Annotated in this window: 19 protein-coding genes and 1 pseudogene; 9 read left to right on the top strand and 11 right to left on the bottom strand. The window is 40.4% G+C overall.

The window, feature by feature from the left end:
• Positions 1-89: 89 nt before the first annotated feature.
• The 3 genes from IM507_RS20830 to IM507_RS20820 all read left to right on the top strand — a co-directional run bounded on the left by IM507_RS20830 (position 90) and on the right by IM507_RS20820 (position 2,946).
• The gene (locus tag IM507_RS20830) at positions 90-644 is read left to right on the top strand and encodes a YqeG family HAD IIIA-type phosphatase (RefSeq protein WP_069474266.1); all 555 of its coding nucleotides are present in this window, start codon (positions 90-92) and stop codon (positions 642-644) included.
• Positions 645-896: 252 nt separating this feature from the next.
• Positions 897-1,652 (top strand): class I SAM-dependent methyltransferase, encoded by a 756-nt coding sequence (locus IM507_RS20825; protein WP_002747785.1) that lies wholly within the window; start codon positions 897-899, stop codon positions 1,650-1,652.
• A 298-nt stretch (positions 1,653-1,950) separates the two neighbouring features.
• Positions 1,951-2,946, top strand: coding sequence for a LysR family transcriptional regulator (locus tag IM507_RS20820; RefSeq protein ID WP_002747787.1), 996 nt, complete (start codon positions 1,951-1,953; stop codon positions 2,944-2,946).
• Positions 2,947-2,986: 40 nt separating this feature from the next.
• Here the strand turns inward: IM507_RS20820 and IM507_RS20815 are convergent, their stop codons facing one another.
• Positions 2,987-3,652, bottom strand: coding sequence for an ImmA/IrrE family metallo-endopeptidase (locus IM507_RS20815; protein ID WP_002738822.1), 666 nt, complete (start codon positions 3,650-3,652; stop codon positions 2,987-2,989).
• 5 nt (positions 3,653-3,657) lie between these two features.
• The gene (locus IM507_RS20810; RefSeq protein WP_002738811.1) at positions 3,658-4,014 is read right to left on the bottom strand and encodes a helix-turn-helix domain-containing protein; all 357 of its coding nucleotides are present in this window, start codon (positions 4,012-4,014) and stop codon (positions 3,658-3,660) included.
• A 175-nt stretch (positions 4,015-4,189) separates the two neighbouring features.
• Between IM507_RS20810 and IM507_RS20805 the strand changes: the two genes are divergently transcribed.
• The 3 genes and pseudogenes from IM507_RS20805 to IM507_RS20795 form a co-directional block, all read left to right on the top strand.
• Positions 4,190-4,981 carry a PD-(D/E)XK nuclease family protein gene (locus tag IM507_RS20805; RefSeq protein ID WP_002756102.1) on the top strand — a complete coding sequence of 264 codons (792 nt, stop codon included), beginning with the start codon at positions 4,190-4,192 and terminating at the stop codon, positions 4,979-4,981.
• Between the two features lie 3 nt (positions 4,982-4,984).
• The gene (locus IM507_RS20800; RefSeq protein ID WP_002738866.1) at positions 4,985-7,228 is read left to right on the top strand and encodes a Piwi domain-containing protein; all 2,244 of its coding nucleotides are present in this window, start codon (positions 4,985-4,987) and stop codon (positions 7,226-7,228) included.
• 70 nt (positions 7,229-7,298) lie between these two features.
• Positions 7,299-7,764: pseudogene (locus IM507_RS20795) on the top strand (IS4 family transposase); the annotation flags it as partial.
• A 178-nt stretch (positions 7,765-7,942) separates the two neighbouring features.
• Here the strand turns inward: IM507_RS20795 and IM507_RS20790 are convergent.
• From IM507_RS20790 to IM507_RS20755, 8 genes are all read right to left on the bottom strand, one after another.
• The gene (locus tag IM507_RS20790; protein ID WP_002738824.1) at positions 7,943-8,947 is read right to left on the bottom strand and encodes a hypothetical protein; all 1,005 of its coding nucleotides are present in this window, start codon (positions 8,945-8,947) and stop codon (positions 7,943-7,945) included.
• A 272-nt stretch (positions 8,948-9,219) separates the two neighbouring features.
• A complete protein-coding gene (locus tag IM507_RS20785) occupies positions 9,220-10,242 on the bottom strand; it encodes a CobW family GTP-binding protein (RefSeq protein ID WP_069474267.1) in 1,023 nt (340 codons plus the stop codon).
• A complete protein-coding gene (locus IM507_RS20780; protein WP_069474268.1) occupies positions 10,242-11,507 on the bottom strand; it encodes a metal-dependent hydrolase family protein in 1,266 nt (421 codons plus the stop codon). Before IM507_RS20780 ends, IM507_RS20785 begins: the two co-directional genes overlap by 1 nt.
• Positions 11,508-11,637: 130 nt before the next feature.
• On the bottom strand, positions 11,638-12,096 hold the full coding sequence (locus tag IM507_RS20775) for a hypothetical protein (protein WP_069474269.1): 459 nt from the start codon (positions 12,094-12,096) through the stop codon (positions 11,638-11,640).
• Positions 12,097-12,219: 123 nt separating this feature from the next.
• Positions 12,220-13,500 (bottom strand): hypothetical protein, encoded by a 1,281-nt coding sequence (locus IM507_RS20770; protein WP_190537200.1) that lies wholly within the window; start codon positions 13,498-13,500, stop codon positions 12,220-12,222.
• Positions 13,501-13,679: 179 nt separating this feature from the next.
• Positions 13,680-15,104, bottom strand: a complete 1,425-nt coding sequence (locus IM507_RS20765) for a phosphatidylinositol-specific phospholipase C domain-containing protein (protein ID WP_002739270.1) — start codon at positions 15,102-15,104, stop codon at positions 13,680-13,682.
• A 179-nt stretch (positions 15,105-15,283) separates the two neighbouring features.
• Entirely contained in the window at positions 15,284-16,324 is a 1,041-nt protein-coding gene (locus IM507_RS20760; protein ID WP_002738386.1) for a lipase family protein, read from the bottom strand.
• Between the two features lie 226 nt (positions 16,325-16,550).
• Complete coding sequence (locus IM507_RS20755; protein WP_002738520.1) at positions 16,551-17,336, bottom strand: hypothetical protein; 786 nt, start codon at positions 17,334-17,336, stop codon at positions 16,551-16,553.
• A gap of 536 nt (positions 17,337-17,872) precedes the next feature.
• Between IM507_RS20755 and IM507_RS20750 the strand changes: the two genes are divergently transcribed.
• From IM507_RS20750 to IM507_RS20740, 3 genes are all read left to right on the top strand, one after another.
• Complete coding sequence (locus IM507_RS20750; protein ID WP_287637670.1) at positions 17,873-20,248, top strand: glycogen debranching protein; 2,376 nt, start codon at positions 17,873-17,875, stop codon at positions 20,246-20,248.
• A 79-nt stretch (positions 20,249-20,327) separates the two neighbouring features.
• Positions 20,328-20,978, top strand: a complete 651-nt coding sequence (locus IM507_RS20745; protein ID WP_002739208.1) for a TVP38/TMEM64 family protein — start codon at positions 20,328-20,330, stop codon at positions 20,976-20,978.
• 70 nt (positions 20,979-21,048) lie between these two features.
• Positions 21,049-22,056 carry a DnaJ C-terminal domain-containing protein gene (locus IM507_RS20740; RefSeq protein ID WP_123231264.1) on the top strand — a complete coding sequence of 336 codons (1,008 nt, stop codon included), beginning with the start codon at positions 21,049-21,051 and terminating at the stop codon, positions 22,054-22,056.
• 384 nt (positions 22,057-22,440) lie between these two features.
• Here IM507_RS20740 and IM507_RS20735 read toward each other — a convergent pair whose 3' ends face one another.
• Positions 22,441-22,785: a hypothetical protein gene (locus IM507_RS20735; protein WP_002756080.1), complete on the bottom strand. Its 345-nt coding sequence runs from the start codon at positions 22,783-22,785 to the stop codon at positions 22,441-22,443.
• Positions 22,786-23,332 lie beyond the last annotated feature (547 nt).

Below are 23,332 nucleotides of genomic sequence, written 5' to 3'. Positions count from 1 at the left end.
GGCAGTCGGTCATTTATACTAAATAAGGCAACGGTTTTTTAATCAAGCTGAGTTCGATCGACTCGCTGCCAGTTATTTTTGAGAAGTTAATGACTAGAGCAAAAATTCTACAACCCGATTTAATTTTAGGGGATACGATTCTCGGTCTCACTCTGGAGATTTTGAGTCAGCATCAGATTAAGGGATTGATTCTCGATGTGGACGATACCCTTGTTCCCCTTCAGGAAACGACGGTTTCTGACGATTTACAGCGTTGGGTCGATTCCTTGCGTCTTTATCTACCGATTTGGTTGGTAAGCAATAATCTCAGTGAAAATCGCATCGGTGCGATCGCTGATAATTTACAACTTCCCTACCTTCTCGGTGCGGTGAAACCCTCTCGACGCAAACTCCGGCAAGCGATGGCAGCCATGGGACTCCCCCCCCAACAAATTGCTATGGTTGGCGATCGCTTGTTTACCGATGTTTTAGCGGGAAATCGTCTGGGAATGTTTACCATTCTGGTGAAACCAATGGTAAATCCCTTGACGGGGGGGGCAGCTTATCCAATCCACGATTTTGAGGTGTGGATATCACAAATTCTCGGCGTTTCCCTCCATCCGCAGCATTACTTCATAAAACCTGACCAATCCTCACAAAAGTAAATATTAAAAAATACTTAAGTATAGAGGTAAATGGCGAAAAGTAGAAAATACTATATATGATTTGAAATGAGGTCAGCCGAGATAAAGACCTTAAATATATGAAAGTCAGTAGATAGACGGTGCCAGTTTTTGCGGATATACGCCAAAAGCTGGCACTACTGTTTTAACGAAAACTTGCTGCTATAATTTGGCCAAACTGTGGGATAATGAGAAGCTGTTTCTCAGTTAATTCTCCCCGCCCTCACTGTATATATGAATCTAGATTCTTCCCTGCTATCATCCTCCTCGGTCGCGGAATTCGAGCGCAATTGCTTTGATTTGGAGTCACACCTACAAGACTTTTTACAATTAGACCAAGAAATTTTACAAGCAAAACTAGCAACAGCAAAAGATTCCTTAGCGGCCTTAGCTCATCAAGACTTTTCTTGGACAGATCCAGATTATTTCTATCAGGAAAAAGTCAAAGAAAACTATTTATTTGAATTATCGGCTTGGCATTTATCCAGTCAAGAATATATCGGGGAAACCCTGAAATTAATTGACAATTACGGTAGCGGAAAAGTCTTAGATTTTGGTGGCGGAATCGGTACTCATGCCCTGGCTGCCGCAATGAATTCTAAGGTTGAACAGGTGATCTATTGTGATCTTAATCCCCTACATCATCAATTTGTGCGCTTTCGTGCCAAGCAATTAAATCTCGATGCTAATAAGCTCTCATTCTATACAGAAATACCCGATCAGCTAAAATTTGACACGATTATCTGTTTGGATGTCATCGAGCATTTGCCCTCACCTAAAGCCCAACTCAAAAAGTTTTATGACTGGTTAAAACCCGGAGGAAAACTAATTATTAACTGGTATTTTTTCAAAGGTTTTAATCAAGAATATCCCTTTCATATCGACGATCCCAAAATTATTGAGAACTTTTTTCAAACCCTACAAAAAGATTTCCTAGAGATTTTTCATCCCTATCACATTACCGTGCGCTGTTATCGAAAAAATCAATAATTGCTTGAAAACAATCAAAGCAGCGGATGATAGAAAAATTAGAATTAACCTTGCCACTATGACCCTAATTATTAATTGGGAAGTGGCGAGAGGGGAGTGGTGAGAATAAATAAAAGCAATCTCCAGACTGTTGACTGTTGACTACTGACGGCTGAGGACTAAAATAAGCGATCATCGAACTAGCTGAAGTATTGATCCCCGTGGTGTGGTACTGTCAATTCAGTGTATTTATCTGCACTGACTTAAGATTTGTCGCTGTTGTCATCCCCTTCTCCTGTCGATGTTTTTGAGGCTTTCTATGACCGACATTCCTTTCACCCTAGACCAACTGAGAATTCTCAAAGCGATCGCTGCTGAGGGAAGCTTTAAACGGGCGGCAGATACCCTGTATGTATCCCAGCCGGCGGTCAGTCTTCAGGTACAAAACCTCGAAAAACAGCTAAATGTGCCGTTATTTGACCGAGGCGGTCGGAAAGCTCAATTAACAGAAGCGGGACACCTACTCTTAAACTACGGCGAAAAAATTATCACTCTCTGTCAAGAAACCTGTCGGGCGATCGAAGATCTACAAAATCTGCAAGGGGGAACCCTAATCATCGGTGCTTCCCAAACCACGGGGACTTATCTTCTTCCCCGCATGATCGGACTGTTTCGGCAAAAATACCCAGAAGTATCCGTACAGCTACAAGTTCATTCCACCCGTCGCACCTCTTGGGGTGTTTTTAACGGTCAAGTGGATTTAGCCATTATCGGGGGAGAAGTTCCCGCCGAATTACAAGAAACCCTGCGGATTATCCCCTACGCAGACGATGAACTGGCTTTAGTCCTGCCTATTTTTCATCCTCTGTCTAAGGTAGAAATGATTCAAAAAGAGGATTTATATCGACTAAAATTTATCACCCTCGATTCCCAATCGACGATTCGCAAAGTCATTGATAAGGTTTTAACTCGTTGCGAGATCGATACCAAACGCTTAAAAGTGGAGATGGAACTGAACTCGATCGAGGCGATTAAAAATGCCGTACAATCCGGTTTAGGGGCGGCTTTTGTCTCGGTGACAGCGATCGAAAAAGAACTACAAATGGGCGTGATCCACGCTACCAGAATTAAAGATGTGGAGGTACGTCGCACTTTGTCGGTAATTATTAACCCGAATCGTTATCGCTCAAAAGCGGCCGAAGCTTTTACCCTAGAAATACTACCCCAATTCTCCACCTATCCGGAATATCTGGCTGACGACCACAACTTTGAACCGATTCCTAACTCACAAACCGCCGAAATTATGAGTAAATAAGTCGATCGAGATGGGCAAAATCTTCCTCGGAACATTGAAGCTATTTCTTGGGAAAATTACTGCCGGGATAAATTACTTTTTTATCGACTTTGATCCAATGGAGACTTTCTAAACGACTTCTAAGATTAGTAATAGTTACTCCCAACTCGTCGGCGATCGCATACAGATGTCCCCATTTAGTCAAGTCACGGCCCTTGATGGCTTTCTCTAACTCACTCATCGCCATTAGTAAACAACTGGCAAAATATTGGGCTTGCCATTCAATTCTTTGGCTAGAATCAACTGTCCGACATAGAAAAGGTTGAATTGTCTCTAGGGAATCTCCCTGATTGATTCGATCCAAAAAGTTAGAGACGGCTGTTTGATTAATATGAAGGACAAAATGACCAATTTCATGGGCTAAACTCGAATTTTTAAAACCTTCTTTTGCTAGGGATGAATTGTGAGAATCTTTTAAGAATTTTACATCTTCATTGAGAATAATTTTCTTTTCTGTGGGAATAATCATTGCGGCGATTTCTCCCTCTTGATCTGGCTTTATGTCCGTCCATTCAATAGCCAAATCAAAATAATCAGCCACTGCTTCCGCAATATCGCAATTTCTTAAGGGACGACGACGATTAGCTTTTACTTTCTTGAGAATATTGTCTGCCTGAGCTTCAATCACTGTTTTGGGAATAAAACTATAGGGTTTAATAATATCCAAGATATTTACTCCTCTGGTTCTAATTTTGTCGCCTCAGAAATAATTTTTTGGGCAAAATTGGGATTGTCTTTCATGCGACGCAATAAAATTGGCATTTGCTGGTATTTTTGAACTAACTCTTTGAAGACTTTTTGATCATCTGAACTCAGTCGTCCTGCTAATTCTCCTAGAGTTTGAGCATTTAATTTTAAATGAGTCGCTAAGGACTCAATAACCTGCTGACTAGGAGGATAACCCGCATGATCATTTTCTAGCTTCGATAGATAGGTATAGTCCACCCCAATCAACTTAGCTAGTTCTCTCTGACTATATTCCTCCTCTCGACGAGCTTTGCGGATAACCTGTCCAAATGTTTCTGACACTGCTTTTCTCCCAACCGCTCAAAAAAATTATATCAAGGGTTGACTATTTCAGTCAACATAGGCTAAAGTTAGTTCATTGGCGTTGATTATTTTAGTCAATGTCATCCTAGCATTATCCTGACCGAGGGAAAAAATCTTGTCCTGCCAGTCCCCCAAAAAGCCTTGGTATCCTCCGATGAGCTATAGTCTTTGGCGATCACTAAAACCAGCGATTGGCTATGAGAATTGGCATTGTCAGACAAAACGGGGGTTTGAAAAAGCGCGAAACAAAGAACCAGAAGTCCAAAGATTATTATCAGAAGATAATCAACCGCAAAAAATTGGTAAGTTGGCACAAAGGGGAGTTTTTGAGTTTCATCAAGAGCCAGTGAGATTATCAGGTTCTCATGGGGTGGAACAAGTGGCAAAAATCCTGCAATTAAATCAAGAATCGCCAGAAATTCAAGCTAGGGTTTTAGTAATTTTAAACAATTACTATCAACAACCAATTTTATTGAATCAAGAGATTATTAATTTATCTAGAGGCGATGAAGGTTATCCAGAACCTATTGTTATCGAGCAAGGCAAATATCGGTTTAATTTGTCCGCTGCCTTTGATTGTATTTTCAGAGAAGCTGATGACACTATACATATTTTAGATTTGAAAACTGGTCAATCTAATTTTGATCGTCGTCAGGCTCATGTTTATTTACTGGCGGCTAGTTACCGTTATCCTCAGAAAAAAATTGTCGCTTCTTTTTACAATTTAGAAACCCAAACAAGCTCAGAAAAAATATCCCTGTCTTCTGAGGCAATAGAAGCAGTTAAAATCGAACTAGCTTCCCTGGCCAAAAAACATCAGCAACAACTACAAAAATATAAAGATCACCCCAAAGATTTTTATCATATTTTTCCGCCTCAAAGTGGCTATGTCTGTCGTTATTGTCCGTTTACATCGATTTGTGATTATGCAAATAAGGAGGTTTAGATCATGAATTACACAGAAACTAAAACAGCCAACTCTCCAATATTTTTGAGTGAAATTAGTTCCTTAACTCTCAAGAATAATTGTTTAAATTGTTTTAAGCTTAATCATCAAGTTACTAGAAAAATAGGTAATCGTTTTGGTTGGCAATTCAGTCGGAAGTTTCCTGCTGTGGTGGTTATTTTTGAAGATAATTGTTTTTGGGTATTAGCTAAAGATGAAAAATCTCTTCCCTCTCCACAACAGTGGAAAGAAGCTTTATCAGATATTCAAGAGGTTTTACGAGAAGATATTGGCGATCACTATTATTCTATTCATTGGCTAAAAGACTTTCAGATAACAGCTTTAGTTACAGCACAATTAGCAGTTAGAATTCTGAAAATATTTGGTAAATTTTCCTATCCAATAGTTTTTCCCAAAGATAGTCAGATAAGTGAAAACCAAGTACAGGTAAGGAGAGAAGTTAACTTTTGGGCAGAAATCATCAATGACACCGATCCAGCTATTTGTTTAACTCTTGAAAGTAGTATTGTCTATAGTGGAGATTTAGAACAGTTTTATGAAAATCATCCCTATAGACAAGATGCGGCTAAATTATTAGTAGGTTTAAAGGTTAAAACTATAGAAACTAATGGGACAGCTAAAATTATTAGAATAGCGGGTACAATTGGGGAAAGAAGAGAATATTTATTAAAAAAAGCTACGGGTTCAATTAGTCGAAGAAAATTAGAAGAAGCTCATCTTGGGCAGCCAGTGGTGGCGGTACAATTTGGCAAAAATCCCAAGGAGTATATTTATCCATTGGCAGCTTTAAAACCCTGTATGACAGATAAAGATGAGAGTTTATTTCAAGTCAATTACGGAGAGTTATTAAAGGAAACAAAAATCTTCTATGCTGAACGACAAGAACGATTAAAATTGTATAAGCAGGAGGCACAAAAGACTTTAAATAACTTTGGGTTTCAGTTAAAAGAAAAAAGTATTAACAGCCAAGAATACCCCGCATTATTTTGGACTCCTTCTATTTCTCTTGAGCAAACTCCCATCTTATTTGGTAAGGAAGAAAGGGGAGAAAAAAGAGAAACTCTCAAAGGATTATCGAAGGGGGGTGTATATCAACGTCATCGAGAATATGAGGATCCTGCTCGTAAAATTCGTTTAGCTATTCTGAAACCAGCTAATTTGAAAGTGGGAGATTTTAGAGAACAATTAGAAAAGCGATTAGAACTTTATAAATTTGAGACCATTTTGCCAGCAGAGAATCAAATAAATTTCTCTGTTGAAGGTGTAGGATTTGAAAAAAGAGCTAGACTGGAAGAAGCAGTTGATCAATTAATTGGAGGAGAAATTCCTGTAGATATTGCTTTAGTATTTCTTCCTCAAGAGGATCGCAATGCTGATAATACTGAAGAAGGAAGTTTATATTCGTGGATTAAAAAAAAGTTTTTGGAGCGTGGAGTTATAACTCAAATGATTTATGAGAAAACTTTAAATGATAAGAGCAACTATAAGAATATTCTCAATCAAGTTGTCCCCGGAATCCTAGCCAAATTAGGAAATTTACCCTATGTCCTTGCTGAACCTCTAGAAATTGCCGATTATTTTATTGGTTTAGATGTGGGAAGGATGCCTAAAAAAAATCTTCCGGGGAGTCTCAATGTTTGTGCAAGTGTGCGACTATATGGAAAACAGGGAGAATTTGTTCGCTGTCGGGTAGAAGATAGTTTAACCGAGGGAGAAGAAATTCCTCAACGTATTCTGGAAAATTGTTTACCGCAAGCTGAACTAAAAAATCAGACAGTTCTCATTTACAGAGATGGTAAATTTCAAGGAAAGGAGATTGAGAATTTACTAGCAAGAGCTAGAGCGATTAATGCTAAATTTATTCTCGTAGAATGTTATAAAACTGGCATTCCTAGACTTTATAATTTTGAGCAAAAACAGATAAATGCTCCCTCAAAAGGATTAGCTTTTGCTTTATCAAAGCGGGAAGTTATCCTGATAACGTCCCAAGTGTCTGAACAAATAGGTGTTCCTCGTCCCTTGCGCTTAAAAGTTCATGAATTAGGAGATCAAGTAAATTTAAAACAGTTAGTTGACACTACGTTAAAATTAACTTTACTTCACTATGGTTCTCTCAAAGAACCCCGTTTACCTATCCCTTTGTATGGAGCGGATGCTATTGCTTATCGACGCTTACAAGGAATTTGTCCTAGTTTATTAGAAGATGATTGTCAATTCTGGCTTTAGAGAGGAAAATTATGTAAATTCTCCTAAGTACAGGACAAAAAGCTGGAAAAGTAGGCGGGAGTAGGGTTTTATCAAAAATAGCACTAATCTTGAAACCCCTAGGAACCAATATAACGCATTGAAACAAGCTCTCAAACCTCCTCAAGGGATGGCACGGAGCAAGACTCTCTTTCCTCGCTTTCTTCTTACTGGCTCTGTTGAAAGTAAAAACCGTCAACCTCAAGGAATTAGCTCTAGGTTTTGACGGTCCGGTATTGGTAGAGTCCCATTACAAACGATGACAACGCTTGTTTGGGGACTTCGAGAGAGATTACTCTCAAATAGCTCCCATTGTAGTCCAGTGGCTCCATATCTCTCAACCCTGGGTATTGAGTATTGACCGCACCAATTGGTCATTTGGTAGTCATCACTACAACATCCTCACAGTCGGCATTGTCCATGAAGGGGTAGCTATACCCATTCTCTGGTGGATGCTCAAGAAGAAAAAAGGCAACTCAAACAGCGATGAACGGATGCGAACGGTTACTTTCTTGATCTCCGCAATTATTTTGCCCACTGCTGTTAAGTACCTAAGCAAAATTAATTACACATTTCGATAAAGCTTTTGCCTCTTGCCTATTGCCTCTTGCCTGTCTTCACTAGGAAATTTATTTTGCATGACTACTTATTGTATATCTTGAATCCGCAAAAGTCCCTATAATTTAGCCAATAACATTATTTTTCTTTTTCTTCAATTAATTCCGATTCAGTTTTTTTCAGTAAATCTGAGGCAAATCTTTCACTAAATCCCACTAAAAAAGCACAGGAGAAGATAAATAAATCCTGACGGGCTTTGTTTGTTATTAAACTAGAAGAATTTTGATCCTGGGTAATCATAAAATCAATTTTAATCAACGTATCTGAGCTAATTAAACTAAAGATAAAAATACCGAAAATTAGACCAATTAAGGGTCTAAACAAACCAATAAAAAGAGGAATGAGGGGGTCGTCATATTTTTTGTCTGTAAAGTCGATAATTCTGAGTAAAATACTCGCAACACTTCCCAACACTCCTGCTGTTGCCGCATAAACTAAACCATAAAATATATGCCGATTAGGATTTATCGTATCACTCGATGATTTTAACTGTTCTGAATAACTACTAGAAGGAATGGGTACTGGGGAGTTTGCTTGAGGTAATGGTTTTGAAATAAGTGCCTCCTTTTGAGAGGATTTCTGGTGTAAATTATCATCAAATATGTAAATTTCTTGAGCAGAAAATTTGAGGGCAATAATAGATAAAAAAGTTGTAATAGATAAACCTAAAAATATTTTGAATGGGACTGATCTTGTAGAATAGATAGAACTAAATCCATTTAGAATATGTCCCCACAAAAAATAGCGACTATTATTAATTTCCTTTTCTAGATTAACTCTGAATCCTCGAATAGCATCAACCCCGACTTTATTAGTTTTTGCCATGAGCAATATATATTTAATTTCCTCTAATAACAAAATCAATTTAGTTGGATCATTGTTAAAAATAAACCAACCAATTTTCCAGCTATTACTTTTTTTATAAATCAAATAATTCAGATGATGAATCTGTTGAACTAAGTTAGCAATTTCTAGTTGTAATTCAGGAGAAATTATCGGCAAAACCTCTAATAAAACTTCCCGAATATCCGCATTTAAGGCGTTAATATCGTCATTTTTTTTGACTGGAGTGGAAGTTATCATATTTTTTGGGGACTTTTTAGATTGATTAATAGAATGAAAAGGCTATCTCTGCAGCTTCCCCTTACTCGACGTTGACCCTTCGGCTACGCTCAGGGTCAATCCGTTGCAGGACTTTCTCTAGGATAGGGCGGGTTTTCTAGATTACTAAAATTCTAACATAAAGTCCCCCTAGAAGGAGGAGGTTTTAAACCCAGTTTTTTGATAACTTTCTAGCCACTTTCTCGTTGTCACATTAGTAAAACGTTTGACCCTGGATAATTGTGATATATTTGTTACATTTCGTTACTTAAAATAAAATTATCCTTAGTTTGAGTTTTTGAATTTACCTCAAAATCCTCTACTCTTAAACAGCTATCTAATTGATCTTGTAATATGTTTGTATTAATTGCCTCCTTGCTAATTAATACCAATTGGGTAAAGGGTGGATTATTACCCCATTCTTCGCCTATTTCTAAGGTAATTCTCGGCCCCACTTGTTGCAAAATTACTCCTCTATTGGGATGTTCAACAGTAGATAAAATACCCTTGGCTCGCAATACAGTTACGGGTAATTTCCCTAATATTTTTCCCAGGGTTAATAACTGAAAAGGGCGAACACTTTCATAACTCCAAGTATGAAAGTTATCCGAGGGATTAGATTTTAATTGACTAGATACAGAACGAACGGGAAATGAGTCCCTAAATCCTAATAATAAATCTAGGGAAACATCCCCATAACTCCCTTTTAACAAACGCACCCAAGGTGCTATTTTTTGGATAATTTGACTAGCATTAATTTGTGCTTTTTCATCAATCAAATCAATTTTATTGAGAACCACAATATCAGCAGCCGAAATTTGATCAATTAGCAAATCTTGATAGTTAATTTTTCCAGATGGTTCACAAATTTGGGGTAGATAGGTAGCATCAACTAGGGTAATAATGCTTTCCAAGCGAATTATTCTACTTAAAACTGGACGCTTTAGGGTTTGTAACAGGGTATAAGGGTTAGCAATTCCACTGGCTTCAATTAATATCTGATCTGGACGGAGAGATAGGATTTTGGGAAGAGAATTAACCAGATTATTTTGTAAATTACAACAAACACAACCTCCCTCAAGAGTGATTAGATCATCGTCTCTATTTTTAATTAACATCTGATCAATATTAAGACTACCAAAATCATTGACAAGTATGCCGAAACGGCGATCACTTTTACCCTTAAGAATGGAGTTAAGTAAAGTAGTTTTACCCGCACCTAAAAAACCCGTCAGCAGTGTTACTGGTGTCTTCCAGAGATTTGATGACAAAACCATTATACTTGTCCTCCCGATGGTTGTTTATAGATGACTCCCCGTTTCATGACAAAATCAACTTTACCAGTAACATTAATATCCTCAAAAGGATTACCCGGCATAGCGATAATATCAGCAAATTTCCCCACCGCTAACGCACCAATATTCGGCTGCATTAATAATTCAGCCGCTACAGTAGTTGCTGCTTTTAAAGCGCGTAAAGGAGTAATCCCATTTTGAACCATCGCTGGAAACTCTTTCCAGTTATCTATATGAGGAAAAGTTCCCGCATCAGTACCAAAAGCAATCTTAACGTTACTTTTAGCTAAATTATCAGCACAAGCAATCAGTTGAGAGGCATATTTTTGATATTTAGCGTGTTGCCAAGGAGAACGATTTTGCCAATATTCAGGATTATTAGCATTGCGAGCTTTTTCTAAAACAGTGTATTGAGTTGGTACCAGATAAACTCCTTTCTCTTCCATCAATTGCAAAGTCTCGGAACTGGCAAGATTACCATGTTCAATGGAACGTACCCCCGCATTAACAGCACGTTGAACCCCTTCCCCTCCATAAGCGTGAGGACAAGCAGAAATACCGAAATCTTTGGCGGTACTAACCAGAATATTCATCTCCTCTTGGGAATAGGTGGTTTGACTCGGATCATCCGTAGGAGAGCTAAAACCCCCTGTGGCACAGAATTTAATCCAATCTGCTCCTGAGCGAATTTCTTCCCGTACTATGCGGATAATTTCTGCTGTTCCGTCTGCTACTTCAAATTTTTCTGGTCTGAACTGAAAAGCAACTAAAGAGGTAAAATCACCATGTCCTCCTTGGGCTGAAATCAGGTGAGGTGCTACCAATAGATCTGGTCCAATAATCCAGCCATTGGCGATCGCTTTTTTGAGATCGACGGTAATAAATTCTGGATCGGGACAACCCACTTCCCGTACAGTAGTAAAACCGTTCATTAACAGTATTTTCAGGGGATTTAAGCTATAAAGGGTCATTAATGGCACTGTCACCATATAAGGATTTTCTGGAATTGTAGGATCCCCTTCACAGAAGGTAATATGAACATGACAATCAATGAAACCAGGGGTAACGGTGTGTCCTTTTAGTTCAATAATTTGAGCGTTGCTGTGATCAACTGTTGTAGCGATCGCAGTGATATTCCCATTTTCGACGCGAATTTCCGTGGCACCAAGGGGATTATCAGCCAAACCATCCCAATATTGATCGGTGACGATTACATAATTTGGGCTAGTGGAATTAGTACCAGTCATCGTTGTTTCTCCTGTTGTTAATTTTTTCAGCGTTTTTATTAGTCTTGAGCTAGGCGATCGCTTAATATCTCGACTTCCACTGGATGAATAGGCCAATTCAAGTTGATAGTTAGCGAATCCGCTTTAATGGTTAGTCTTGATAGACATTCATAGTATGTAGCCAAATGGTATCCGTATCCGCGTTTTCTTGTGTACTACCTAACAGAATTTCAAAATAGGAACGACTATTATAGACATGACGAAGGATGTTACAACGTTCGCTGTCTTCAATTACATCAAAACCCGCCGTTTTATTGGGGATTAAAGTAATCGACTGCATCCCATTATCAGCGGCAAAGCAGAGATGAATATCTAAGGGACTTCCCACCCAAGAGGGATCATCAAAACCCAAGACAGAAAACAATCTAGCATTGGCAACCACTAGAGGTATATTGTAGGGTTTAAACTCAAAAGGAATAGCTCCCATATCGGCTTCACCCCGTCTGTCTCCGACAAAATCGCAGGGAAAGTTATTAAAATTCCATAAAAAAGATCCATCCTCATCTTTGACGGTGATGGTATAGCTTTCTTTGCATCGGTATAAAACCATAAATTGATGACCTCCTTGAATATTTGATTAAGTTTTGTTGATTCAAGAGATTGTTAGGTTGGTTGAGGAAAGTTTGTTTTTTTTTCTCACACCAACCAACTGGTACTATAGCGTCCTATTCGCTTAATAACCCGTTTTGGAATCGATTGCCGCAGCATCAATACCTGCAACTGCCCAACCGACAGCAACGGGATCCTCTGTCACCACGCCAAAAACCAACGCGGCGGCGGAAACAAGATCACTGATCCAGGTATGCCCAACACCGCTAGTCACCTGATTTGGTACTAACATTCCATTCTCAGGAATATTTGATTCTGGATTATAAGCTGCCAAGGTACTTAGGAAAACACCACATGAACCAGTTGCACACATATAAGTCAGATTGGCATCAGCAATGATCGCCCAAGGGGACCCTGAGATGGTTGCATCCTGTTGGGCGGCATTGCCCACCGTATTACTCTTGACATCAACAACCCAGATACTGCCCATAGAGGAATTAGAGGGGTTGGACGGAGCCGTGGCAATAAAGATTGCTCCCTCTGGATAATTTCCCGGATCTGCATTACCGGCGTTTGGTGAGTAGGCCAAAGATAAAATGACCTGTCCACTGGGTACTGTCCAAATAGGACTTAACGAGGCATTGAACCCACTATAGGGCTGATAGTGTAAACCGCCAGCCGGGGTTGCCCAGTAAATGCCATTTGGTCCTTTACAAACGTCAGTTGCAGTACATCCGCCGTGATAACCGTAAAGGATAGGAGTTGAAGATGGGTTCTGAGCATTGAAGATAACCCCCGTAGCTTCTTTCACACCGCCGAGTAACAGACAATCGTAATTAGTTAGCGTGTTCGCAGGGAAAAAGGTCAGAGATACGGACGCTCCAGACGCTCCATCTTCGTTATAAGATGTGTTTGAACCCACATAAGACAAGCTCGGCACGCCGTTAGACCAAGTGACTGAATACCAGTAGAGGTTGCCATTAGACGCTGCCACGTAAAGAAGGCTTTCGGGGAAATAATAGAAAAGTCCGGCAATTGGCGCATCGGGTTGTTTTTCCGAAGCGATCTGAGTCGTGACATTACTACTTGTGAAGTGGCTGCCTCCAGTAGCGGGATTAATGCTATTAAGCCAAATATTCTCGTCTTCAGATCCGTAAACAAAATAGTAAGGTGGTGAATAGTCAGTGTTGCTGTAATCAAGCAGAAACTCAATAGCAGTGGTACTGGCACCATTATTATCAAGATTACTCACCCCCCCTAAAGTATAACTTGGTGGGGTTGGATTCGGTGAAAATTGCCCAACCGAGATCCCACTTTGGTAAGCAGCGACGACAAAAGTATAGTTCTTATATTCACCAGCAGGAATAGTGATTGCCGAAATACATTGAGTGTAGGGAAAAGACATGATTATCTCCTTTTGAGTTGAAGTTAAAGAGAATTACTTGAGAGGTCAGAAGTAAATAATTTAATTATTTTCCCTTTCTTTCCCTCCCCATTTAGAGTCGTGCCGATTCCCACTGCCGACTGTATCAGAGATTTAGGATAACTAGGCTCAATTAGGGGCGATCGCCTATCTAATGGCAGTTACCATAGGGGTAAGTTATTTGCCCGTCGATACCCTTTTAAAATGTTTAAAGGGACTCCATTAATGAGAGCAGAAAAATTATTGACAGTGGTTTCTAGTTGACCTGTACTGGTATTGACGCGATTCCACCAATCAGTGGCAATAATGTTAGATTTGATGCCATTTAAACCAGCGAAAAAGCTAGAGAGTTCTTTAGGCACATTAGCTGGTACTCCATAAGCACCTTCATAATTATACTGAGCCATTAATGACCAGAGAAAATTATTAGGTTGGTTGATAGCGTCAATTTGTTGTTGTAAATAACTCTGCACGTCTGACCAAAGAGTTACACTTGTACCACACCAATATTGTTTAATAGAACTGCTCCAAAAGGGTGTATTTTGTGCTAACCAATCAGACATACTATCAGGAAATTCGAGAGAACCAACTACAACTCGGCCAGTAGTTTGCCAAAGGTCTTTTAAGGGTTGAGAAATACCAGAGGGCGGAATTAATTTATCCTGTCCAATAGTGTTGATAATCAGATTAGATAAATCTTGATAGGTTTGGCTTGTCCAATTTCCCTCAAAATCATGTAAGTCAAGAATAACAAATTCTTGGGGATTATCAGCTAAAAATTGCGTTACTTGATTGAGAAAATCTACTAAAGTCAGGGGGAGAGCAAAACTCCCGTGACACATAACAAATTGATTATCCCCTGAGCCACTACTAAGCATTAACCTGAGATCAAGGGCACGAATACCTTGACTAAGTTGCTGATTGATGTTTTGGTATTGAGTTTGTACCCACGTTTGGCTAATACTACCAGCGCAATAAGTTGAGGCATCGTGAGTGCCTGGCAGGGTTAACTCATTGAGACAAAGGTTTTGAATACAAGGGGCAAATAATTCCATCCAATTATTAGCCCAGTGTAATACGGAAGGACGTAACACACTTTGATCATCTGCTAATCCGCCACTGCCATAATTAGGGGTTGGATAGGAACTAATTGGGTTTTGGGTATTACTAGGGAAATAACCAAGGGCGATCGTTACTACTCCATCATGAATCCATCCTACAGCAGATGTATTAGTAGTATCTGGAGTAGGATAAACAAAAAGACCATTGGGAATATTTTGCCATTCAACTAAAACCCCATAACCTGCTTCTGAGGGGACAGGCGTTGATAGTCCGTGAACTCCACTCTTTTTAGCACTAATTGTAAAGTTAAAGTTACTTACCCCCTCAAGGGTATATTCAACATCACCCGCATCATCTATACTGTCATGACCTACTGTTTCTTTAAACTCAGCATAAAATTGAGTAAAGGAATTAGGACTAATCTGAGAAGATGGATCCCACTCCATCTGGTAACTGTGGGATTTTACTTGATTGATGTTATATGGCGTAGCGTTGACAATTTGTATGTGAAATCCAGCACCCATAATAATTTTCTCCTTGATGAAGATGAGTATTGTTGACTTTTTAAAGTCGTTAATTGAGTTACAGTTAAAGATAATTACTTGAGAGGTCAGAAGTGAATAATTTAAATATTAGCCCTTTCTGTTCCTCCCCATTTACAGTCGTGCCGATTCCCACTGCCGACTGTTTAGCGATAGAATAATTAGCTTAACTTAGTGGCAATATCATCTAAATCTTGCTCTGTTAGCGTGAGAGCATTAGCCACATTTTCCGTCAGCGGCCAGTCAATTTCCAGAAGATTGAAATAAGCTTGAATGTGCTGAAAATAGGCTTCTTGCAGAAATTGCTTCAGGGGAGTTGTTTGCGGTTGAGAAAAAACGCCACATTCACCTTTCATGGCAAAAGTGCTGGGATTTAAGGCGAGATAATTACAGTTTTTTACTTTTTGAATTTGACTATCAACTAATAGTGCAATTCTCGAAGATTTAGGAATATTACAAGATTGATACAGGGTAGGAATCTGCTGTAATTGCTGAATATTCCAAGCATGGGGAACAATATCCAAACTATTCCAGAGTCGGCTGCTTTGATTGAGACCTGGCTCCGTATTTCCGTAGTAATCAGAAAAGGTTTGATCCCCTGGGGTTGCTCCCGCAGAAAATTGGGTATTGACGGTGATTTGTTTACCGGTAGGGTTCCAGGTTGCTTGATTTTCGTACAGCCATAATGCCATTACCGGAGATAATGCACCACCTAAACTATGGCCGGTGGTAATGATTTCAATAGGTTGGTCAGATTGGCTGGGAATTTCCTGGGTCAAAAATTCTAACAGAGAACGGTTAGAGGAATCTTTCAGGTTTTGCAGAATAGTAATTCCGGTATTTGTTCCTTGGGAAATTTTTCCGCGTTCGGGGAATTGCGTTGACCAGGAAACCATGTTATGGGTAGCAGCATCCTCCTGTAACCAGTCAAAAACTGATTTGGGATTCGTAGCGGCGATCGCAACTACATATTGAGGGTTATTGGTTTCGGCATTTTCTCCCTTTGCCACATACATAATATTATCCCAGTTCTGATTTTTAGGATCATGATAATAAATAACAGGACCCCAAAGAATTGTCCATTGACCAATTTTTGCTTGAACCGTAGGATTGGCTAAATCAGTAATAACTTTCTCGCTATTACTGATATTAGCGAACATAGAAAGACAGAAAAGCGTTTGTTGTTGATCGTAAGTAGGCATTGAAATTTTCTCCCTCCGATTGTGAATTGATTAGGCGTATCTTAGACAAATCCAGGTAATTGAGTCACCAGAAAATTGTTAATGGTTTGGTCACAAAACAAATTTCACAAAAAAGGGATGACCGCTCTTTTTAACTTGATTAAGTTGACCCCAACTTACCCCATCATTAGAGGTGTAAAAATTAGCACCAGAACAGCTATTGACGGAAAATGTAGGACAAGCATTGCTAAACAGGAAAAACTTTGATCGCTTTTTCGTAGTAAGCTTGACGATCAGCTAGTCCGTTAAGACCACCATTGACTCGTCGGGTGATTTCTTCCACTGTTGCACCGCGATCACAAAGAGCATTCATGTTATTGTTATGCCACCAAAAACCGCCACTGGTAAAAGGATAGGTGGTACTAACATAGTCAACTCCATCCATCACTTTCGGATCATGAATATAATTCGCAAAAGCTTGATAGTTACTGCGTCCCGTTAGTTGAATAACGCCTGCTCCCTTATATTTGGGACCATCTCCCGGATAAATATTTCCCAGGTCTTTCCGACCGTTATACTCCTCACCGCTACCGAGTTCTTTCATCCATTTCAAGCCACCACTTTCATGGGCAGTTTGGCTTAAAAAATGACACATTCGGGGGTGAGTGTTAATTTCAAAGCGATTTAAGCAAGAATTGAGATCTGCTAATTGTCCATCGCTAATGACATTACCATAGATAGATTCGGCTTGAGCTTTGGAGATTAAATTATTACCCCCCGGTAATTCTTTAAGTTCTAGTAAAAATTTTGCCGAAGATGCTCCCAAGGTATCCAATTCGCCTTCTTTGATTTTTTGTTTGAATTGTTCAAAGGCTTGTTTTGTTTGGGGTCCATAAATGCCATCAACACCATGAGCAGGAAGTAATCCGAAAACTTGCAAACGGGTCTGAACTTCTCGGCAAAGTTCCGAGTCTCCAGCTAAGGAATCAATGGGTTTAACGAGGTTTTGTTGAATGATGTCTTCTAATTTCATGGTGTTTATTTCCTGGTTCAGATTTTCCGATGGTGATCGCTGAGTTAATCAAGACTAAAAAACTAAGATAGTTGAGCATCCATTGTATCTAAATCCTGATCAGATAGGGTTAGAGTATCAGATAAATTGTTAGTCAGTGACCCCTCAATATTGGGGAACAATGTCTAAACTATTCTATAATTGGCTGGAAAGATTGAGTCCTGGCTCTGTCGTTTCATAGTAATTAGCAAAGTCTTGATCGCCAGGGGTTGCACCGGCAGAAAATTGCGTATAAACCTTGACTTGTTTGCCTTTTGGATTCCAGCTTGTCTGATTCTCATAATTAGATAGAGGATTGTCGGGAGGAGCAACTTTATGAGATGCTTAAGTTCTGCAGCTAAAAGTTATTCCTATGTCAGCCCCCCCATCTTCAACTATTTGAGCAACTAAGTCAATGAATTAAGCCCAGAAACGTTGAATCTCGTCATAAAAATTTACATTCAAGAGCATACTAAATCTATACTTTAGACAGTCATAATCTGAGATTTATGAAACTTATGAAATCGGAGAGTGAGATCGGTCAAAATCATCCCCAATCTGGTAATTATGCCCCCCTAGATAGCCATCTTTGGGCCGATGCCACCTATCCCCTCGGAGCGCATTATCGGGGCGATAGCGTCACCTTTGCCGTCTATTCTAAAAATGCCAGTCAGATTCTTCTGGAAATCTACGAGCGCCCGACGGGAGAAAACGCTAAGTATGATTACTGGTTGACAAAAAACCCCAATGATGATATATGGCGGGCAAAAATCGCCGGTATTGGCCACGGCAGTTACTATGCTTTTCGCTGTTGGGGTTCCAATTGGCAATTTGATCAAAAATGGCAAAGAGGTCACAGTAACGCCGGTTTTCAGGCAGATGTGGACGATTTCGGCCATCGTTTTAACCCCAATAAAGTCCTCTTCGATCCCTACGCGCGAGAACTTTCCCACGACCTTGAAACCCCGGCCATGATCGCGGCCGGAGAAAATGCTGGAATCTATGCCACGGGAGAAGGGGACTACAAAGGAGTGATCCGGCGGCAATACGATACGGGTAAATGGTCGCCCAAAGGCATTGTGATCGCGCCGGATGGGACTTCTACCGGTACTCGTCCCCGTCTGGGGTCCGAAAAAGCGATCATTTACGAGGCCCATGTGCGCGGTTTAAGTCATCACCCCTCCGCTAGTCGTTTAGAAGATATTCTCAAGGGAATTACAGGTTTTGAGGAAGTGGCCAACGTTCCCGACCAGTACAGAGGAACTTATGCGGGGGCCAGCTATATGGCCAAATATCTGAAAGCGCTGGGATTTACCACGATCGAACTCTTACCGGTCCAGGAAACCGCTAACGATAATAACCCCGACGATCGCCCCGGCGGTAACTATTGGGGTTACATGACCTTTGGTTATTTCGCTCCCGATCGCCGTTATGCTTATGATCGCTCCCCCGGGGGACCCACCAGAGAGTTTAAGGCCATGGTCAAAGCTTTCCACGACCAAGGTATGGAAGTTTATCTCGATGTGGTCTATAATCACACCGGAGAAGGGGGCAATTGGGGCAGCAACGATGTCACCGGATTTGTTAGTTTTGGTGGTTTTGATGTGGTGGAATACTATCAACTCACCGACGAACATTATCTAGTCGATGGGGCCACTGGCTGCGGAAATCAATTAAACTTTTCCCATATTGTCACCTGTAATCTGGTTCTTGATTCCCTCATCTATTGGTTAGAAACCATGGGAGTTGATGGTTTTCGTTTTGATCTAGCCCCCGTCCTCGGTCGAACTCCTTCTAGTCATGAACGAGAAGATTGGGGCAAACAAAAACAATTCTTTCCTAAACATCCTTTGTTAGAAAAGATCGAGCAATTAGGCAAGAAATATGATGCCGAAATGATCGCCGAAGCTTGGGATATCTGGGGTTACGAAGTAGGTAATTTCCCAACGGGTTGGGGCGAGTGGAATGGCCGTTATCGCGATGCAATCCGGCGTTTTTGCAAGGGAGATGGTAATACTTTTAAATTCATCGAACAGGTGAACGGAGATTATCACAATTTTCATGACCAAGGCGGACCACACAAATCGATCAGTTTTATTGTTGCCCACGATGGTTTTACCCTGATGGATTTGGTCAGTTATAACAATAAAAATAACCTCAATCCCTGGCCTTTTGGTCCTTCCGATGGCGGCAATAATAATAACGATTCTTGGGATTCTGGCGGTAATCAGGCCTTACGTCGCCAAAGATTACGCAACTTTTGGACGATTCAATTTTTATCTCGCGGTGTTCCCATGACTGTCTGGGGTGATGAATTTGGCCGCACTCAAAATGGTAATAATAATCCCTACAATATTGATAGTCTGGCCACTTGGAATAATTATGATATGATTGCCACCCGTTCACCCCATCTACTGCCCACCGGTTATCGGGAAGCTTATCACAATAATTTTGGCAGGGGAACTAATCAAGAAGAACGCAATCCTTTATTTATTTTTGCCGCTTATATTGCTCACTTAAGAAACAATCATATAGCACTCAAACAGCGCCGCTATGGCGATATGGTTCTCAATGCGGGCAATAGTGTCACCTATTTATTTAAAAAACCCGATGGGGTTAGCGATTTAACTGCCCATGCTCGCTCTATTTGGTTTTTAATTGATGGTAGTGCCGTCGGTGATCACGATTTTTTGGTGTTAATTAATATGTATCATCTGCTGGTGGATTTTCGTCTTCCCTCCCCAGGCAATAATTATCGTTGGGTAAGACTTATTGACACGGCAGCTTGGGCAGAAACCAATTATAATTGTTGGTCTGTGGAGCAAGGAGCAGTAATTGCCGATCGCTATAAAGTCAATGGTTTTTCGATCGTGGTTCTCGAGGAGATTAACTGAATTTTTGGCAATAGGGAAATATAAACCCCTATTGCATCTTATGTTTTATAACCCGCACTTAGCCCAAAATTGCCGTTAAATGTCTAAAACTAAAAGTAGTGTTATTATCCTAACCATAATTTGTATTATCGCCACAGCGATGGGAGTTTATCTAATCGGTGATATCGACTCCCAACAATTACAGATCTGGTTAAAACAAATGGGAATTATGGCCCCCATTTTGTATATTATTGTCTATACGATCGGGACAATTTTAATCCTACCTTCTACCCCCTTAAACCTCAGTGGTGGCGCGATCTTTGGGGTAGTTATGGGAACAGTTTGGACAACGATCGCCGCTTTGGTGGCCGCTATAGTTGCCTTTGCTTTTACCCGTACTATTGGCCGGGAATATACCGCCAAAAAATTTCAGGGAAAATGGCAAGCGATCGATGCAGAAATGCAGCAAGGCGGCCTATTTTATATGTTTGCTATCCGTCTATTACCGATTATTCCCTACGGTATCGTTAACTTTGTTGCGGGATTAACTTCTATCCGTTTTCGCGATTATTTCATCGGTACTTTATTAGGCACTGTCCCCGGAATTTTACCCTTTGTCATGATGGGTGCGGGTTTAAAATCTTTGGGAAAAGGCGATATATTGCCCCTAATGGTGGCTTTTACCCTCATTGCTCTGTTAGTAGGTGTGGGAACTTGGTATCGTCGTCGTCGGCAATTTCCCTTTCAGTGATCAGCGATAAAATTAAGTTAGATTAGGAGTATCCCGACTGAATCCCCATTGCTAAGGAGATAGCGTATCGATGCCTGCCGCAGATTATAAAGATTATTATGCCGTTCTGGGAGTAGGTAAAACTGCCAGCGCTGAAGAAATTAAAAAAGCTTTTCGCAAATTAGCTGTCAAATATCACCCCGATCGCAATCCTAACAATAAAAGCGCCGAAGAACGTTTTAAAGAAATTAGCGAAGCTTACGAAGTCCTCTCCGATAGCGAAAAACGCCAAAAATACGATCAATTTGGACAATATTGGCAACAGGCCGAGCGATCGAATTGGCCAGGTGGTAATGGGGGGGTTGACTTTGGTTCCGACGGTTTTGACTTTAGCCAGTACAGCACCTTTGATGATTTTATCAATGAACTGCTCGGTCGCATGGGGCGCTCCGGCGGTACTCGCCCCAGTTCCCATTCCTACGGGACTCCGGGGAGAGGATTTGGCGATTTTAGCAATTTTAACGACTTTGCCGGCGCTCGTACTGCACCGCAATCCGTCACTTCTGGTGTCTCCACCGCTAAACTGCGTCTGAGTTTTGGGGAAGCTTTACGAGGAGTACAAAAACGGGTTAATTTAGCCGGAGAAATGATCGATATCAAAATCCCCCCAGGAACTAAAACCGGTAATCGTCTCCGGGTACGGGGTAAAGGACTAATCGATCCCTTGAGTAAACAACGGGGAGATCTATTTCTCGATGTGGAATTAGAACCCCATCCTTTCTTTACTTTTGAAGGCGATAATTTAACCTGTGAAGTGCCGATTACCCCCGATGAAGCGGTTTTAGGCACAGCGATCGAAGTTCCTACCCCCGATGGCCTGGTGACGGTAAAAGTTCCCGCCGGTATTCGTTCCAGTCAATCCCTGCGCTTACGCGGCAAAGGTTGGATCGATAATAAAGGACAACGCGGCGATCAATTAGTCAAAATTGTCATCGATACTCCCAAAGAATTAACGGCGATCGAACGGGAATTATACGAGAAAATTAAATCTCAGCGTACCACCGATCCCCGTCGTCATCTCAGACAGGTGCAAATTTAAGTCCCTAGCTAGGGTTTGCCAAAACAGTTTTTCTTGGTCCTGATTACTGTCTCTGGGGTTTATAAGTGGTTAGGTGTTAAAAATGGGTGCATCTCAATATTTCTGATTTTCTCTCACCTATAGGTGAGCAGCAGAAGTTGTTCAAAGAGGGCGAATGCAATTCGCCCCTACAATAATATTATTGCGCCAATGGTAGGGGCGCACTGCGTGCGCCCAAAATGTCATCTAGATATTTCGACCAAATTGAGATGCACCTGTTAAAAATCGTCAGTTCCCCCCCTTATCAAGGGGGGATTAAGGGGGGATCGGCACCCCCCTTATCAAGGGGGGATTAAGGGGGGATCGGCACCCCCCTTATCAAGGGGGGATTAAGGGGGGATCGATCTAGAATTTAACCTTACTAGCCAACCAATTAGTAATTAATTTGGGGCTATTTTTTTTCACCCAATAGAGAGCATAAATTCTGAATATAGGCTTAGAAAAACGAGCGATCGCTTTCATAATAAAATTTAAGTAACGACTATGAAACTTTTTATTAATTAAATTTAACGAACCCACATCGTAAAGACAGTCGATGATAATCCTAAAAGTCGTTTCCTCTCTTTGGAATAAACTATCTATTAACAATAGCACTTCCTGAATCCGTTGCTGTTTAAGCTGTTCCTCTTCGGAAACAGCCGAGAGAATCTGCTGCTGCTTAGATAATTTACTATCCGATGGGGTTAACATGATATGGTAAGGAAAAAATTAACTTGTTTTGATTTTATCCCTATTTGCCGATTTTGCAAGACCAAACCCCCCATCTATCCCCATTTTTACGATAACACGGATCTTTCCTCTCCCATGCCGTCTTGACTGTGATTGTCGTGATTGTGTCATGGACTGTGACTGATTAAGAAAAATAGGGCAGAATAAAATTATGAAAGCTAAAATGAGGACTAAATCATGAATGCTCCCTTAACCACAAGTTTACTTTAGCAGTACAGGAATTTACCACTGAAGCAATCTCTAAAATCCCTATATTGTGGCAAAGAATCAAAACCCAATAATATAATAAACTCAACCCTCATCACCCCGATTTTATCTATGGACCCTCTTACAGGAGCAGCGATCGCAGTTGGTTCGATTATTGCCACTAGAACTCTTGCAAATTAATTATATGTTATAATGATGGGTTAACTAATTTTCCCCAAAAAAATAGTTAATCAGTACATTCGTCCTGAATGAAAACTTGAAGTTTAACTTTTAACTCAAAACTCTTTAGAGCTGCTTTAAT

Origin of the sequence: Microcystis sp. M20BS1, from assembly GCF_020245305.1 — a bacterium.
Taxonomy (GTDB): Bacteria; Cyanobacteriota; Cyanobacteriia; order Cyanobacteriales; family Microcystaceae; genus Microcystis; species Microcystis ichthyoblabe_A.
This window is presented reverse-complemented; position numbering and strand designations above follow the sequence as displayed.